Here is a 15,476-nt window from a genome sequence, read left to right as displayed (position 1 = left end):
ATCGCATCGTTCATTGCTGTCATGCCCCGCGAAAGCGGGCATCCAGTAACTCTTGAAGCCTTGTGGTTACTGGATCGCCCGCTTTCGCGGGCGATGACAGCTGGAAAGGGAGGCTAGCTCAGCGCCCGCAAATAGCGGATCGGGCGTCCCGCGGTGAGAGTCTGCGCCGCGGCGATGATCGCGTTGGCGTCGATTCCATAATGCCGGTAGAGGTCGGGTAGCGAGCCGGTCTGGCCGAAATGTTCGACGCCGAGGCCGCGCGTACGGTGGCCATGCACGCCGCCAATCCACGACAGCGTCGCCGGGTGTCCGTCCAGCACCGTGACCAGTCCGCAATGCGGCGGCACATCGTCGAGCAGCCGTTCGATATGCGAGCGCGCATGCACAAGGCCGCGTTCGCGCGCGCGTTGCGCTGCGGTCCAGCCGGCATTGAGGCGGTCTGCCGAAGTGACGGCGAGAAGTCCGACATCGCGGCGGTCCTCGCCCATCAGTCCCACCGCTTCGATCGCTTCGGGGGCAATTGCACCGGTATAGGCGACGACGACCTGCGCGTTCGGTCCGGGCTTTCGCATCCAGTAGGCGCCATCGATGATCGCCTGCTGCAAGTCATTGGTCATCGGGCGCTGAGGCTGTTCGATCGGCCGCGTCGAGAGGCGCAGATAGACCGAGCCGCCGGTTTCGTCGCGCAGCCAGTTGCGCTCCGAAGGCGCGGCGTCGCCGTCCTTCTGGATATAGTCGAGCGCAAAGCGCAGGATCACCGCGAGCTCATCGACGAAGGCCGGCTCGAACGACGCAAGCCCATCCTGCGCCATACCGATGAGTGGCTGCGCGATCGACTGATGCGCGCCGCCCTCCGGTGCGAGCGTGATGCCCGAGGGCGTCGCCACCACGATGAAGCGCGCATCCTGATAACAGGCATAGTTCAGCGCATCGAGGCCGCGCGCGATGAACGGGTCGTACAGCGTGCCGATCGGCAGCAGGCGCTCGCCCTCGATGCTGTGCGCCAGTCCGAGCGCGGACAAGGCGATGAACAGGTTCATCTCGGCAATGCCGAGTTCGATATGCTGGCCCTTCGGCGAGAATTCCCAGGCAAAGGTCGAGGGGATGCGCTCGTTGCGGAATGTATCGAGCATCGGGCTGCGGCCGAACAGCCCGCGCCGGTTCACCCAGGCGCCGAGATTGGTCGAGACCGTGACGTCCGGCGATGTGGTGACGATGCGCGAGGCATAAGCCTCCTTCGACTTGCCGATCTCGTTCATCAGGGCGCCGAAGCCGGTCTGCGTCGAGGTCACGGCTTGTGCCGGCACGGTCAGCGTCGCCGGAATCGCAATGCGGGCTGCGGCAGGCGCTTTCTTTCGCTGCGCGAAGGGCACCTTGTCGAGAAAAGCCTGGATGGTTTCAGTCGGCTGCGTCAGGCCCTCGAAGCGATCCCATTCATGGCCGGGGCGGACGTTGTTCTGCGCGCGGAAGGTTTCCATCTGCGCGGGCGTCATCAGGCCGGCGTGATTGTCCTTGTGGCCGGCCATCGGCAGGCCGAAGCCCTTCACCGTGTAGCAGATGAAGCAGACCGGCCTGTCGTGCTTGATGCTGCGGAAGGCCTTGATCAGCGCTGGCAGGTCGTGGCCTCCGAGATTGTTCATCAGGCGCGCCAGTTCCTCGTCCGACCGCTTCTCGATCAGCGCCGTGACCGGACCCTGATCGCCGATCTCGTCAAGGAGGCGCTTGCGCCACGCTGCGCCGCCCTGAAACACCAGCGCCGAATAAAGCGGATTCGGACACGCATCGATCCAGGCGCGCAACTTGTCGCCTCCGGGCTCGCGGAATGCCTCTTCCTGCAGCGAGCCGTATTTGACGATGACGACATCCCAGCCGAAATTCTTGAAGAGCTGCTCGTAGCGTTCCCACAGGCCCTCGCGCACCACCGCATCGAGGCTCTGCCGGTTATAGTCGACGATCCACCAGCAATTGCGCAGATCCTGCTTCCAGCCTTCGAGCAGCGCCTCGAAGATGTTGCCCTCGTCGAGTTCGGCATCGCCAACCAGCGCGATCATGCGGCCTTCGGGCTTGTCCTTCGCGAGACCGTGCGCATGCACGTAATCCTGCACAATCGAGGAGAACAGCGTCTGCGCAACGCCAAGACCGACCGAGCCCGTCGAAAAATCGACGTCGTCGATGTCCTTCGTGCGCGACGGATAGCTTTGCGCGCCCTTGTAGCCGCGAAAATTTTCCAGCTTCTCGCGGGTCTGCTTGCCGAGGAGATACTGGATCGCGTGAAAGATCGGCGAGGCATGCGGCTTCACCGCGACGCGGTCCTGCGGACGCAGAATGTCGAAATACAGCGCCGTCATGATGGTCGCGAGCGAGGCAGATGACGCCTGGTGTCCGCCGACCTTCAGCCCGTCGACATTCTCGCGGATGTGGTTGGCGTTGTGGATCATCCAGCTGGCGAGCCACAGCACCTTCTTTTCAAGTTCGGACAGGATCTCGACGCGGGTTTCGGGCATGGGCGCGCCCCCTCGGCTGAATTTCGTACACTTAAGTGTCCCACGTCGCGGATGGCAGGGGCGTCTAAACTGCGCTACGATAGACCTCAGGATTGGCATAATCAGCCAAAAGCAGGCCAATAGTTGGTGAAATTAGCCAAAATGCAGCTCGACGCAATCGACCGGAAGATTCTCGCCTTGCTTCAGGAAGATGGTCGCTTGAGCCTCGCGACGCTTGCCGAGAAGGTCGGGCTGTCGCCATCGCCCTGCCTGCGCCGTGTTCGGCTGATGGAGAAGGCGGGGATTATCGCGCGCTATGTCGCGGTGCTGAACCAGCGCGAAGTCGGCTTGCCGGTCAGCGTGTTCGTGTCGATCAAGCTGGAAAGCCAGCGCGAGGAGGCGCTTGCGAAATTCGGCAAGGCGATCGCGCGCTGGCCGGAAGTTCTGGAATGCTATCTGATGACCGGACCGCGCGATTATCTGTTGCGTGTCGTGGTCGCCGATCTTGCGGCCTACGAACAATTCCTCAAGCAGAAGCTGACGCGGCTCGACGGCATCGCCTCGATCGAATCGAGCTTCGCACTGGAGCAGGTGAAATACACCAACGTGCTCCCGGTGTGATGCTTCCCTGTCCCTCCCCCGCTTGCGGGGGAGGATGACGAGCGAAAGCGAGCCGGGTGGGAGAAGCTGCAGACGATCACCCCACCCGCTCTCCTTCGTTGCACTCAGTCGATCGAAGGGGAGAGATGGGCGATCGCCGGAGCACATTTATTTTCACGAAGCGGCTGCTCTCTCGGTCTCAGCGCCCGCGAAAGCGGGAGATTCAGTTAATAGAACTGCTTCGGGAGTTTACTGGCTGCCCCGCTTTCTCGGGGCATGACAGGACGGGAGCGAAGTGATTCCACCGAAACTGCTTTGGAGTGGCGCCTATCCTTTGTTGCGCAGCACGAGGCACGCGCCGCCGACCTTGCGCAGGCTGTTGCAGAGCGCATTCGCCTCGGCCCGCGTATCGGTGCCGATCCGCACCTGATAGAAGATCGCGCGGCCGCGCGTTCGCATCGTTGTGGACTGGATGCCGGGACTCTTGCCGGTCAGCACGCTCTCGTAGCGCTTCAGCGCGCGCGCATACATCGCCATCGCCCGGTCGCGCGAGAAGCCGGCGCCGAGTTGCACGCCCCAGGGCTGCGCCAGCGAATGCACCACGCGCTGCGTGAGCTGCTCGAGGAAGCGGCTCGGCGATCGCTTCAGCATCGCCATCAGTTCACCGCAACCGGGCTGTCGCTTCTGCTCCTGCTTCTCCGGCGGCTTCCCCTCCAGCGCTTTGGTGCGCTCGGCAGCCCAGTCTTCGACGGTCATGCCGGTAATGGCGGAGACATAATTGCGCGTTTCGCCCGGCATCGGGCCTGTGCCGGCAAGCCATTCGCGGACGCGGCGGGGGCCGGCGTTATAGGCGGCGGCAGCGAGCCCGAGGTTGCCGAATTGCAGCCACAGCTCCTTCAGGAACTCCGCAGATTTCGGCAGAGCCTGCACCGGATCGAACGGGTCGAGGAGGCCGCGTTCGGCGGCGGTGCCGGGCATGAACTGCGCCATGCCCTGCGCGCGCTTGCCGCTGCGGGTCACCGGTCCGACCGCGTCGGCCCGGAAGCGGCTTTCCTGCCAGATCACCCGGGCGAAGAACTCGAACGGCAGGCCATGGTCCCGCGCCGCTGACTCGATCATCAGGCAAATCGAATCTTCGGACGCCGAGGGTTGCGCGAGCGCGGCGGGCACTATCGCGAGATAGAGCGCAAGGGCTCCGCCGAGCCGCGCGGCGGCTAGCGGAGCCCTCGTGCGAAGCATCTCAGAACGTGCTCTTCAGCTTCAGATGATCCATGCGGCTGATCGACTGAACATCGATGTGCTGGTCCGCGCCGTCTCGGCTGATATCCAGCGGCACCACGGTGCCCGCAGAACCGAGTGACCAAAGCTTGCGATAGAAGTCAGGCAGCGTTTTCGGCGAATCGCCGGCGATCCTGGTGATCAGGTCGCCCTTGCGCAGGCCCGCCTTTTCAGCCGGTGAGTTGGGGGTCACGCGCGAAACCACCAGCCCCTGGTCGGTGGGCTGCGTATTCAGTCCGATCCACGGCTTTGGCGCGCCGCCGACCGCGCCGTTGGCGATGAGGTCGGCGAGGATCGGCTTCAAGAGGTCCGTCGGAATGTAGAGGTTGCCGGCGCCGCCGCCCGAGCCAGAGGCATCGCCGACGATCAGCGATCCGACGCCGACCAGCTTGCCGTCGCGGGTGATGAGCGCCGCGCCGCTCCAATGCGAATGAGCGGGTGCCGTGTAGATCGCGCCATCGACGAGATATTCCCACGAGCCGGCGAATTCGCGCCGGGACACGACGCGCGCGGGGGCGATGCCATCGCGGCCTCCGAAACTCGCGGCGAGGACCGGATCGCCGACCTTCACGTCCTTGGAATTGCCGAACAACATGGGCCGCACCTTCAGCGGCGCCACGGCCTTCAGGAGGCCAAAGCCGGTGTCGTGATCGTAGCCGACGATGGTCGCCGGTATCTTGCGGCCGTCATTGGTGATCGCTTCGGCGGCGTGCGCTTCGACCATCAGGTAGCCGATGGTGAGGATCAAACCGTCGTCATCGATCACGATGCCGGAACCGTCGCGTTCCTGGCCGAGATTGTCGACGGTGCGGCCGTCAGGATTGATGTAGGTCTTGATCCGGACCACGGACGACAACAGGTCGTCCGTGCTGATCTTGACGCCCTCGTCCTGTGCGAAGGCAGAACCCGACGCGGCGGACAGTACCAGCACCGAGACCAGCAGCAGCACCACGCGCAAGGGTCGTGACTTTCGCATCAAGGCCTCCATTTGGCTCTGGGACTTGAAGATTCCGATCCGAATCGGAATTAGCAAGACCAGTGCCAATTATAGAGGCACGATCTGCGTCTCTCACAAGGGGAGAGACGCTTGTTGACGGTATCCTCGGGCGATGTGCCGTAAAAATTGCGTCAACGTTGGCGGAAGTCAGGCTATTCCAGGCCGGTCGGAACGTTCTTGTTCTCGCTCTCCAGCTTCATGCCGGACAGGTTTGCCATCGTTTCCATCAACGTGGCGAAATCCTTTTCCAGATAGGCCTTCGGATCCTTTTGCAGGATCGCATTGCCGATATGGCCCTGCAGGATTTCGCGCGTTGCCGCCGTGGTCGGCATCGGAACTTTCCATTCGCGGCCAAGTTCGAGGCCGAGATCGAGATCCTTCAGCAGCAATTCGGGCGTGAACGTCGTGGTCCAGTCGAGATTGACCAGGGCCGGCGATTTGTAGCGCGTGAACATCGACCCCATGACGCCGTTATTCATGAATTTCAGGAACGCCTCGCGCGGCACGCCCATCTTGTTGGCGAGAAGCGTGATTTCGATGAGGTTCTGGATCACCACGCCGAGCATCACGTTGTGCGCGATCTTGCAGATGCGTGCGAGCTCGCCGTCGCCGACATAGGACACGCCGTTCGGCGCAAATTTGAGGACCATGTCCTCAACCTTGCGGAAGGCGGCCTCGGGGCCGGAGGCGACGGCGGACAGCTTGCCGGCCTTGATCACCTTGGCGTTGCCCGAGACCGGGCAGGCCACGAATTCGGAGCCCAACGCTTTCAGCTGCTCGCGGATGTCCGCGGAATCGTCGACCGAGATGGACGAGCAATCGACCACGATCTTAGGCATCGCGCCCTTGCCGTTCGGCGCGACTCCGTTCGGGCCGAAATAGACTTCCTTCACGTCCTTGCCGGCCGAAACGATGGAGAACAGCACATCCACGCCATTCAGGTCGGACAGCTTGTCGACCACCTTGCCGCCGATCTTGGTCAGTGGTTCGGCCTTGGACTTGGTCCTGTTCCAGATCGAAACGTCGTATCCGGACTTCAGCAGCCACTCGGCCATCGCGTAGCCCATGCGGCCCATGCCGATCCAGCCGATCTTGGTATTCGTCGCCATCCGTTCCTCCCGCGGCGTTGTCACCCGTCTCGTAACACAGGTGCCCTGCGCTGCAAGGACTTCGCAACGTCACGCGGCCGACCTATGATCGTATAGCGGAGGTCGTATGCCGGTCATTGTTTCGCTTGAAGACGCACTCGCGCCGATCGTCGATGGCTGCATGCTGGCGGTGCCGCGCGAGCAGGCCGGCGTCGCCATGGAGGCGACGCGCGCGTTGATCCGCCGCAATGTGAAAAATCTGCATCTGGTCGCGCTGCCGGCTTCGACCCTGCAGGCCGACATGCTGATTGGCGCCGGCGGCGTGGAGACCCTGGAAACCTCCGCCGTCAGCCTCGGCGAATTTGGACCAGCACCCCGCTTTACCGCGGCCATGACCGGCGGCGCCCTTCGGATGAAGGACGCCACCTGCCCCGCAATTTACGCCGCGCTGGAAGCCGCGGAAAAGGGCAATCCGTTCATGCCGCTGCGCGGGCTGATCGGCTCGGACCTGATGAATGTCCGCAGCGACTGGCGCGTGATCGACAATCCGTTCGGTAATGACGATCCGATCGTTCTGCTGCCCGCGATCCGCCCCGATGTTGCGCTGTTCCATGCGCCGATGGCGGACTGCGACGGCAACGTCTGGATCGGGCGCCAGCGCGATCTGGCAACGCTCGCGCATGCCTCGCGCAAGACCGTGGTGACGGTGGAGCGCCTGCACGACGGCAATCTTCTCAGCGATCCGGTGCTCGCCGCCGGCGTGCTGCCCGGCTTCTATGTCGAGGCGGTCGCCGTGGTGGAAAGGGGCGCCTGGCCGCTGTCGCTGCCGGATTATTATCCGGTCGATGTGGCGCATCTTGCCGAATATGCGCGGCTCGCGAAAACTGCGGAAGGCTTCGCGCGCTATTGCGATGAATATGTATTCGGCAAGAAGGCGGCGTAGCGATCGGTCATGTCACTGCAGTCTGAAGAACTCTTGATCGCGGCAGTCGCCGATCTGATCGGTGATGTGCGGCATATCGCGGTCGGCAATGCCTCGCCGATTCCGGCGGCGGCCGCGCTCCTGTGTCGCGCGCGCGCCAATAGCCGGTCGCAAAGGCCGCCCTATGTGTCGCTGTTGCAAAGCCGCAAGCACAATTTCTTCACCGACGGCGGCGTCGAGCTGTTCGATTGCGCGGGCCAGGGCCGCATGGATGTTTTCTTCCTGTCCGGTGGAGAGATCGACGGCGAAGGCAACATCAACCTTGTCGGCATCGGCGACCATGACAAGCCGCAGGTGCGCTTCCCCGGTTCGTTCGGATCGGCCTATCTTTACTTCGTGGTGCCGAAAGTCATCCTGTTTCGCACCGAGCATTCACGCCGCACGCTTGTTCCGAAGGTGAGCTTTGTCAGCGCGCCGGGCGTGAGCGATCCGAAGGTTTATCGCAGCGGCGGACCGGTCGCGTTGATCACCAATCGGTGCCTGTTCGCGTTCGACAAGGAGCGCCGCTGTTTCCGGTTGCAGAGCGTGCATCCAGGGCACGGCATCGATGAGATTGTCGAGCATACCGGCTTCGATTTCGTCCGGCCGGACCGCGTGCCGGAAACGCCGGCGCCGGATGCGCAGACGCTGCGCCTGATGCGCGAGGTCGTCGCGCCTGAACTCGCCGAGGTCTATCCCCAATTCGCCGAGAAGGTTTTCGGCATCGTGAAAGCGGCGTGAGCCGTCATTGCCGGGCTTGACCCGGCAATCCATCTCGCGATCAATGCTTGCAATAAGAATGAATGCCCGGTCTGCGCCGCGCCAGGCGCCTTGCCCCGGACGTCACGCGGAATGGAGAGGAAATGCCGGTAGAGCCTGTTGAAGTCGCAGTCATCGGCACCGGCTGGTGCGGAGGGATTCGCGCCGAAACGCTGTCGCGTTATCCGCTCGTGAAAAAGCTGCATGTCTGCGAAATCCGGCCCGACCGCCTCAAGGAAATCAAGGCCCTCACTAATGCCGCGGTCGCGACGCTCGATTATCGGGACATCGTGAAAAATGACGACATTCGCGTCGTCTACATTTCGACCACGCCGGAGAATACGCATTATCCGATCGCGCGCGATTGCCTGAAGGCGGGCAAGCATGTGCTGCTGGAGAAGCCGATCGCGCTCGAGCTTTACGAAGCCGACGAGCTGATCGCGATCGCAAAGCGCAACAACGTCAAGTTCACGATCGGCTATTCGCAGCGCTTCAACACCAAGTTCGCCTATGCCAAGAAAAAGCTGAACGATGGCACGCTCGGCAAGCCGGTATCGGTGATGGTGAGCCGGCATCTGTCGCGCAGCCTCGGCAAGAAGATCGCGAGCCGCGTCCGACTTTCACCCGCAGCGATGGAATCGACGCACGACCTCGACATTGTGTTCTGGCTGCTCGAGCCGGCGAAGCCCGTCAGCGTCTATTCGCAAGGTGCTTACGGCTATATGCAGCCGGTCAACGGCTCCTATGACATCATGTGGTCCACGGTGAAGATGGATAACGGCGTCCTCGTCGCTATCGGCGGCGGCTGGAATCTGCCGCCGAGCTATCCGAATTACTGCGCCACCACGATCGAGATCACCGGCACGGAAGGGTCCCTGTTTCTCGACGACACCGCGCGCGACCATTGGCTCAACACCGTGCAGGGCGGCATGCAGTTCGCGATGTCGACCATGCCGGGCGAGCAGGTCGACCACGTCTTTGCCGGCCAGATGGGACCGGAGACCATCCACTTCCTGGAATCCTGCATCATGGACCGGCCGCCGATGGTGTCGCCGGAAAGCGCCCGCACGGTCATGGAATGCTACCTCGCTGCCGATCTCTCGGCGGAACGCAACCAGCCGGTCGATATCCCGCTGACGAATGAGTCGCTCGCCGGAATTGCGGACATGATCAAGGCGCAGCGGACGCCCCTTCCATAAGCCGTTCCGGCCGCTTAAGACCACCCGCATGGCTGCCGATTCGGATCACCCCTCTCACGGCCCCCGCGTCGAGGACGACGCCCTGGTGCGCGGCCGTGGCCATTTCGTCGACGACGTGGAGAAGCAGGGCGTCGCCCATGCCGTCTTCGTGCGCTCGCCCCATGCTCATGCCCGGATCGTCGGGATTTCGCTCGATGAGGCGCTGAAGGCCCCGGGCGTGCTCGGCGTCCTGACCGCCGCCGATCTCGAGGGCATCGGCTCGGTGACGCGGCACCCGCCGATTGGCGGACGCGGCGGCGCCAAGATCGCGTTCTCACACCGTCCCTGCCTCGCCGATGGCAAGGTCATGCATGTCGGCGAAGCGGTGGCGATGGTGGTCGCCGACAGCCTGCCGCAGGCGCTTGATGCCGCGGAACTCGTGGCGGTCGAATACGAGGAATTGCCGGCCCTGGTCGATGCGCGGGAGGCCCTGAAATCCGAGGCACCGCGCCTGTTCGACGACATCCCCGGCAATCTCGCGCTCGACTATCCGGGCCCCGTAGATGATCCCGCCAATGTCGCCGCGGTCGACGAGATCATCCGCTCGGCCGCGCATGTCGCGCGCGTCACCGTCGTGCAGCAGCGCATGGTCATGGCGCCGATGGAAACGCGCGGCGGCACCGGCAGCTTCGATGCGCGGAGCGGGCGCTACACGCTGCGGGTCTGCTCACAGGGCGCGGGACCGATGCGCGACATGGTCGCGGCGATCATGGGCATCGACAAGCAGATGCTACGCGTCGTGACCGAGGATGTCGGCGGTGCATTCGGCCTCAAGAGCGGCGCCTATCCGGAATATCCGGTGCTGCTTGCCGCGGCGAAGAAATACGGCCGCAAGGTCCATTGGATGGCGAGCCGGTCGGAAGCCTTCAACAGCGACAACCAGGGCCGCGACAACGTCACGATCGGAGAACTTGCGCTCGACGCCGACGGCAAGTTCCTCGCGCTGCGCGCGCGGCAGATCCAGAATCTCGGCGCCTATGTCGCCTCCGCTGGCATCCAGCTCGCGACCAACAATTTCGCGCGCTGCTTTCCGGCGATGTACGACATCCCGAAGATCGATATCGGCGTGCAATGCGTCTACACCAACACGATCCCGACGGGTCCCTACCGCGGCGCCGGACGGCCGGAAGCCAATTACCTGATCGAGCGGCTGGTCGATGAGGCCGCGCGCGTGACCGGCATCGACAGGATCGCGCTTCGCAAGCGCAACCTCATTCCGCCTTCCGCGATTCCTTACAAGACCGCGATGGGCGCCACTTTCGACAGCGGTGCGTTTCCCGAGATTTTTGACAAGGCGCTGGCGCTCGCACAAATCGAGCGCTTCGCCGATCGCCGCCGCGAATCCGAAGCCAATGGCAAGCTGCGCGGCATCGGCATCTCCTGCTTTCTCGAACATTCCGGCGGTGTGCCGAACGAAGGCGCGTGGCTGACCTTTCCGGGCAACGGCACGGTCGTCGTCAACATGAATGTCGGCAATACCGGGCAGGGACATGCGACGATCTATCCGCGGCTGGTCGCCGACAAACTCGCAATCGATCCGGCGCTGGTGAAGCATCGTCAGGGCGACAGCGATTTAGAGATCAAGGGCTGGCCCTCCGTCGCGTCGCGTTCCACCATCACCGCGGGGACGGCAGTGGTGCGCACCGTCGAAGCGATGCTCGAAAAGGGCAAGATGCTGGCGGCGCAAATCCTCGAAGCCGACGAGAAGGACATCGCCTATCGCCGCGGGCAGTTCGAGGTGGTCGGCACCGATCGCGCGATCGGCCTGTTCGACCTTGCGGTCAAGGCCGCTGAAATGAAAGACAAGGGCGAGATCGCCGAGAGCCTCGACACCAGGCGCGACGTCGACACGCCGCAGACCTTTCCAAATGGCTGTCACATCGCCGAAGTCGAGATCGAGCCGGAAACCGGCGAAGTCGCCGTGGTGGGCTATTATGCGGTCGACGATTGCGGGACCGTGCTGGATCACACGCTGGCGCACGGCCAGGTCCACGGCGGTATCGCGCAAGGGCTTGGCCAGGTGCTGCTGGAGCACGCGGTGTACGATGCCGCGAACGGGCAGCTCGTCACCGGATCGTTCATGGATTACGCGATGCCACGCGCGAACAACATGCCGTCGCTGCTGCGCGACGATTCGCATCCGGTTCCCGCAACAACCAATCCGCTCGGTGTGAAGGGCGTCGGCGAAGCCGGCACTACCGCTTCACTGGCCGCGATCATGAATGCCATCGCCGATGCATTGCCCGCTGCCGCGCAGATGGACATGCCGGCCACGATGGAGAAAATCTGGCGCGTTTGCCAGGCGGCTAACGTGCAGACAGGCCTGCCGGCCCGCGAAGCGTCAGACTGATGCGTGTGACGATGCCGTCCCACGCGCGAAGTTCGCGCTCGGGATAGGCAATGTAGATGCAGTGCATCCGGCCATGGAAATTGCAGCGGCTGTAATAGACGCGGCCGTCGCGAACGCCAGAGATCGCGAAGAAGCGATTGGTCACGCGCCGGTAATCGATGGTGCTGGGATCGACCTTCAGGAACCTGCGCAGATAGCTCTCCGGCGTGTGCCCTTCGTCATTGTCGAGGGCATAAGCGGAGAACGTGGCGCGCCCGTCGGCACTTTCGAACACCCGGCCGGTGCCGCGCTCCGGTTCGCCTGCATCAACGGTGAACAGGCCGGCAGGAAAATCGACCCGCGTGCCCGTCCGTTCATCGACATAAGGCCGCCAGCCGAGTGCTGCGCCCTGTGCGTTCGCCGGCTCTGTCGTGAGGAGTGGTCCCACGAGGATCAGGCTTGCAACGACGACGCTCCATAGGCCACGCATGATACGGTCCCGTCTTGAACACATCGCGTCAATGACGGAACCGGCTCACCGTTCCATGCGGGCATCAACCCTGTGAGATGAACTTGCGATTGGTGTAGGCCTCAAGGCCCTCGATCCCGCCTTCCTGGCCGTAACCGGATTCCTTGATGCCTCCGAACGGCGTTTCCGGGGTCGAGATCGCCACCGAATTCACCCCCACCATGCCGGATTGCAGCGCGTCACCGATCATGGTCGCGGTCTGCGTATTGGTCGTGAACGCGTAGGACGCGAGACCGAAGGGCAGCGAATTTGCCCGCTCGACCACCTCATCGAAAGTCTTGAACGGCACGATCGGCGCTACCGGACCGAACGGCTCTTCGGTCATGATCTTGGAATCGTCCGGCACGTCGGTGATGACGGTCGGCTCGAAGAAATAGCCCTGATTGCCGCGCCGCTTGCCGCCGGTGACGATGGTGCCGCCGCGGCTCTTGGCGTCCTGCACGATCGCTTCCATCGCATCGAGCCTGCGCGCATTGGCGAGCGGGCCCATGGTGGTGTCCTTCTCTAGACCGTCGCCGAGCTTCACGTTGTTGGCGAATTCCGTGAAGCGCTTCACGAAGCGATCATAGACGCCCTCCTGCACATAGAAGCGGGTCGGAGAGATGCAGACCTGACCGGCATTGCGATACTTGAACGCCGCAATGGTGTCGGCTGACTTTTCGGGATCGGCATCAGCGAACACCACGACCGGCGAATGCCCGCCAAGCTCCATGGTCGCGCGCTTCATGCCTTTGGCAGCAAGGCCGGCCAGCAATTTGCCGACTGGCACCGATCCGGTGAACGAAATCTTCTTAACGCTGTCGGCGCCGATCAGATGCTCGGACACATCCGACGGCACACCGAAGACGAGATTGAGCACGCCCTTGGGCAGCCCGGCATCGGCGAAACACTTCACCAGTTCGACGCACGACCCCGGCGTTTCTTCGGACGCCTTCACGATGATGGAGCATCCTGCCGCCAATGCGCCCGCGATCTTGCGCACCGGTGTCAGCGTGGGGAAATTCCATGGCGTGAAGGCCGCGACCACGCCCACCGGCTCCTGAAGGACGAGCTGACGGATATTCTTGCCACGGCCCGGCACGATGCGACCATAGGCGCGCCGGCCTTCCTCGGCCATCCAGTCGATGATGTCGGCGGTAACGAGCACCTCGCCTTTGGATTCGACCAGCGGCTTACCCTGCTCCTGCGTCATCACGCGCGCGATGTGATCGGCACGCTCGCGCACGAGATCGGCTGCCTTGCGCATGATCCTGGCGCGGTCGTAGGCAGTGGTAGCGCGCCACACCGCAAAGCCCTTGTCGGCGGCTGCGAGTGCGCGATCGAGATCAGCCTTGCTGGCATGTGGCAGCGTGCCCAGCGACTTGCCGGTGGCGGGGTTCAGCACCTCTTCGCCCTTGCGGCCCGCGCCATTGAGCCATTCGCCGTCGATGTAAAGCTTGAGATCGGTGTACATGCAGGGTCCTCGCACTTTGATGTGTCAGGGCGGGCCAAAGGCGCAAAGCGGCCCGGCCTTTCGTCATGCGAACGAGCGAGCCTTCGCCCTCGCATGACGGATAAATTTCCGGCCGCGCGTCTTAGCAGCTTTCACCCGAGACGGCTATCCGCGGCGCCAGCTTCGGATTTCACAAACTGAAATCCGCTGGGTTCGGGGCTTTGCATTTGACGCGCATCTTTGACGCGACCGGTGCCGACTCTCGAAGGCCCTCAAGGTGATCAAAGCCTGAACGTGGAATCTTGACGCGATCAATCGCTTCGACCCGCTTCTTGCGTTCCGACGTTCGGATAGAGGACACGCCAGCGCAAAGACGGGCGAAATGACTTCAGACGTTCTCGGTTATTCGCAGCAAATGTGTTGCGCGCGTTTCGATGATCGACCGGACCGCCTTGAGAATGGCGTGGTGATTGCTTGTTTCCTTCAGCTCCGCGATGAGATTATCGGCTTCCCCACGGATGGCGCCCGCAAGATCGGCCATGTCCTTCGCCAGCAGGCGCTGTGCCGCGCGGGTGTCGGGAACAATCGTCTTCCATTGCGCCCAGTGTATCGTGTCCGGGATGTTACGGTCGCCGATCTTCATCGCGAGCTTCTTGGTAAGGCGCGGATAGGCGGCCGTGCAGACGGCGTCGTAAAGCGGTGCGAGATCGGGTGTCGTCTTACGATAGAGCAGCGAATAGTTCTTGCCGTGCGCGTCGGCGTTGCCGACGAGGTAATGGAAGATCAGCATGCGAATGAAGCCAAGACGATCGGCCGCCGGCCGGGCTGTCGCCCGATCGATCAACTCAAGGCATCGCTTTATTCCTGGTCCACCCTCTTCTTCATATTTGAGTTCTGGCGGCACGCTGAGCGCCTGACAGAAGTCTTCCTGATGCAGGCGGGTGATGTGTCCCGATTTGTCCTTCACGCGGTCGTATCGCTCTACGAGCAGGAACGGGACCTTGCCGTTGCGACGCAGTTCGGCTGACGGTGCTGGAAGTTTGAGCCGCGCGGCAAGACGCAGACAAAAGAGTTCATTCTCAACGGTGCCATCGAGAACCTGGATCGCAGGTTTCAGAATGTGCGTGGTCGGGCGGCCGCCTTTTGCAAGGCCGATTTGATCGCCTTCGACACACACCGCCAGTTTGTCCTGCGCCCCGGCAAGCGACAGGCGCACGCCCTCTTCGCCGCCGAGCAGCGGCCGTTCGCGCAACTTGCCGAGAATTTCCTTCAGCCGCTCTTTAGTCAAAATTTCCACGCCGCCGACGTCGGAAGAAGGCGGCGTTTTGCCCGCAGGATACAGGGAGAGCGCGCCAGCGCATTCCCCGCCGATAATCTCCAGAAGACCGAAAGCGTTGCCTGCCGAAACGCCGAGTGCGCCAGCCAGTTTTTGGCGTGCCGCCTCGTCGGGCAGCAGACCCGAGAAAAAGGGGCGGACGACACGATCCTCGAAGACGGTTTCCCCGAGCGGCATGGAAAACGATATCGCCCGCGCGTCTGCGGCGTTCCGGTACGCAGCATCGTAGACAAACGAGAGCGCGCCGTTCTCCTGCTGGCTGAGAATGCCTGCCTTCGTTTCCCGGAAATACACGTCCAGCGAATGGGTCAAGGAACCTCCCGCCTGCGTTGGACGGTCAGAACAAGACCAAGTGCTCTTGCGACCTGAAGGGCCAGTCCCACCCGGCAGCTTTCCTTGCCCGCCTCCAGTTCGCGCACGAACCGCACCCCGACCCCGGTGAGGCC

General features: G+C 63.0%; 12 protein-coding genes. 5 read left to right on the top strand and 7 right to left on the bottom strand.

All coding sequences use genetic code 11. The annotated features are described in order from the left end of the window. Positions 1-113 precede the first annotated feature (113 nt). Positions 114-2,504: a transketolase gene (locus tag VN004_RS15055; protein WP_325611584.1), complete on the bottom strand. Its 2,391-nt coding sequence runs from the start codon at positions 2,502-2,504 to the stop codon at positions 114-116. Between the two features lie 141 nt (positions 2,505-2,645). Between VN004_RS15055 and VN004_RS15050 the strand changes: the two genes are divergently transcribed. Beyond that, entirely contained in the window at positions 2,646-3,104 is a 459-nt protein-coding gene (locus tag VN004_RS15050) for an Lrp/AsnC family transcriptional regulator (RefSeq protein WP_325611625.1), read from the top strand. Positions 3,105-3,410: 306 nt separating this feature from the next. Here the strand turns inward: VN004_RS15050 and VN004_RS15045 are convergent, their stop codons facing one another. From VN004_RS15045 to VN004_RS15035, 3 genes are all read right to left on the bottom strand, one after another. Further along, positions 3,411-4,322: a lytic transglycosylase domain-containing protein gene (locus VN004_RS15045; protein ID WP_325611582.1), complete on the bottom strand. Its 912-nt coding sequence runs from the start codon at positions 4,320-4,322 to the stop codon at positions 3,411-3,413. A 1-nt stretch (position 4,323) separates the two neighbouring features. Then, positions 4,324-5,337, bottom strand: a complete 1,014-nt coding sequence (locus VN004_RS15040; RefSeq protein ID WP_325611580.1) for a S1C family serine protease — start codon at positions 5,335-5,337, stop codon at positions 4,324-4,326. Positions 5,338-5,510: 173 nt separating this feature from the next. Beyond that, the gene (locus tag VN004_RS15035) at positions 5,511-6,467 is read right to left on the bottom strand and encodes an NAD(P)-dependent oxidoreductase (RefSeq protein ID WP_325611578.1); all 957 of its coding nucleotides are present in this window, start codon (positions 6,465-6,467) and stop codon (positions 5,511-5,513) included. 106 nt (positions 6,468-6,573) lie between these two features. On the opposite strand from VN004_RS15035, the gene VN004_RS15030 reads away from it, so the two are divergent. The 4 genes from VN004_RS15030 (at position 6,574) to VN004_RS15015 (ending at position 11,754) form a co-directional block, all read left to right on the top strand. Next, complete coding sequence (locus tag VN004_RS15030; RefSeq protein WP_325611575.1) at positions 6,574-7,389, top strand: CoA transferase subunit A; 816 nt, start codon at positions 6,574-6,576, stop codon at positions 7,387-7,389. Positions 7,390-7,398: 9 nt separating this feature from the next. Continuing rightward, on the top strand, positions 7,399-8,148 hold the full coding sequence (locus VN004_RS15025; protein WP_325611573.1) for a CoA-transferase: 750 nt from the start codon (positions 7,399-7,401) through the stop codon (positions 8,146-8,148). A gap of 122 nt (positions 8,149-8,270) precedes the next feature. Next, positions 8,271-9,365, top strand: a complete 1,095-nt coding sequence (locus VN004_RS15020; protein ID WP_325611571.1) for a Gfo/Idh/MocA family oxidoreductase — start codon at positions 8,271-8,273, stop codon at positions 9,363-9,365. 28 nt (positions 9,366-9,393) lie between these two features. Then, positions 9,394-11,754 (top strand): xanthine dehydrogenase family protein molybdopterin-binding subunit, encoded by a 2,361-nt coding sequence (locus tag VN004_RS15015; protein WP_325611568.1) that lies wholly within the window; start codon positions 9,394-9,396, stop codon positions 11,752-11,754. On the opposite strand, the gene VN004_RS15010 is transcribed toward VN004_RS15015, so the two are convergent. From VN004_RS15010 to VN004_RS15000, 3 genes are all read right to left on the bottom strand, one after another. Further along, entirely contained in the window at positions 11,711-12,223 is a 513-nt protein-coding gene (locus VN004_RS15010) for a hypothetical protein (RefSeq protein ID WP_325611566.1), read from the bottom strand. The two genes, VN004_RS15015 and VN004_RS15010, sit on opposite strands and share 44 nt — an antisense overlap. 64 nt (positions 12,224-12,287) lie before the next feature. Continuing rightward, on the bottom strand, positions 12,288-13,715 hold the full coding sequence (locus tag VN004_RS15005) for an NAD-dependent succinate-semialdehyde dehydrogenase (RefSeq protein WP_325611564.1): 1,428 nt from the start codon (positions 13,713-13,715) through the stop codon (positions 12,288-12,290). 367 nt (positions 13,716-14,082) lie between these two features. After that, entirely contained in the window at positions 14,083-15,342 is a 1,260-nt protein-coding gene (locus VN004_RS15000) for a type II toxin-antitoxin system HipA family toxin (protein ID WP_325611562.1), read from the bottom strand. Positions 15,343-15,476: the final 134 nt, after the last annotated feature.

The organism is Pseudorhodoplanes sp. (assembly GCF_035565855.1).
GTDB lineage: Bacteria > Pseudomonadota > Alphaproteobacteria > Rhizobiales > Xanthobacteraceae > Pseudorhodoplanes.
Note: the sequence above shows the minus strand (reverse complement) of the source record. Positions and strands in the feature narration are given on the sequence as shown.

Excerpts from the sequence above, each read along its gene's own strand:
- VN004_RS15055 (WP_325611584.1), bottom strand. The coding sequence starts at position 2,504 with ATGCCCGAAACCCGCGTCGAGATCCTGTCCGAACTTGAAAAGAAGGTG.
- VN004_RS15050 (WP_325611625.1), top strand. The coding sequence starts at position 2,646 with ATGCAGCTCGACGCAATCGACCGGAAGATTCTCGCCTTGCTTCAGGAA.
- VN004_RS15045 (WP_325611582.1), bottom strand. The coding sequence starts at position 4,322 with ATGCTTCGCACGAGGGCTCCGCTAGCCGCCGCGCGGCTCGGCGGAGCC.
- VN004_RS15040 (WP_325611580.1), bottom strand. The coding sequence starts at position 5,337 with ATGCGAAAGTCACGACCCTTGCGCGTGGTGCTGCTGCTGGTCTCGGTG.
- VN004_RS15035 (WP_325611578.1), bottom strand. The coding sequence starts at position 6,467 with ATGGCGACGAATACCAAGATCGGCTGGATCGGCATGGGCCGCATGGGC.
- VN004_RS15030 (WP_325611575.1), top strand. The coding sequence starts at position 6,574 with ATGCCGGTCATTGTTTCGCTTGAAGACGCACTCGCGCCGATCGTCGAT.
- VN004_RS15025 (WP_325611573.1), top strand. The coding sequence starts at position 7,399 with ATGTCACTGCAGTCTGAAGAACTCTTGATCGCGGCAGTCGCCGATCTG.
- VN004_RS15020 (WP_325611571.1), top strand. The coding sequence starts at position 8,271 with ATGCCGGTAGAGCCTGTTGAAGTCGCAGTCATCGGCACCGGCTGGTGC.
- VN004_RS15015 (WP_325611568.1), top strand. The coding sequence starts at position 9,394 with ATGGCTGCCGATTCGGATCACCCCTCTCACGGCCCCCGCGTCGAGGAC.
- VN004_RS15010 (WP_325611566.1), bottom strand. The coding sequence starts at position 12,223 with ATGCGTGGCCTATGGAGCGTCGTCGTTGCAAGCCTGATCCTCGTGGGA.
- VN004_RS15005 (WP_325611564.1), bottom strand. The coding sequence starts at position 13,715 with ATGTACACCGATCTCAAGCTTTACATCGACGGCGAATGGCTCAATGGC.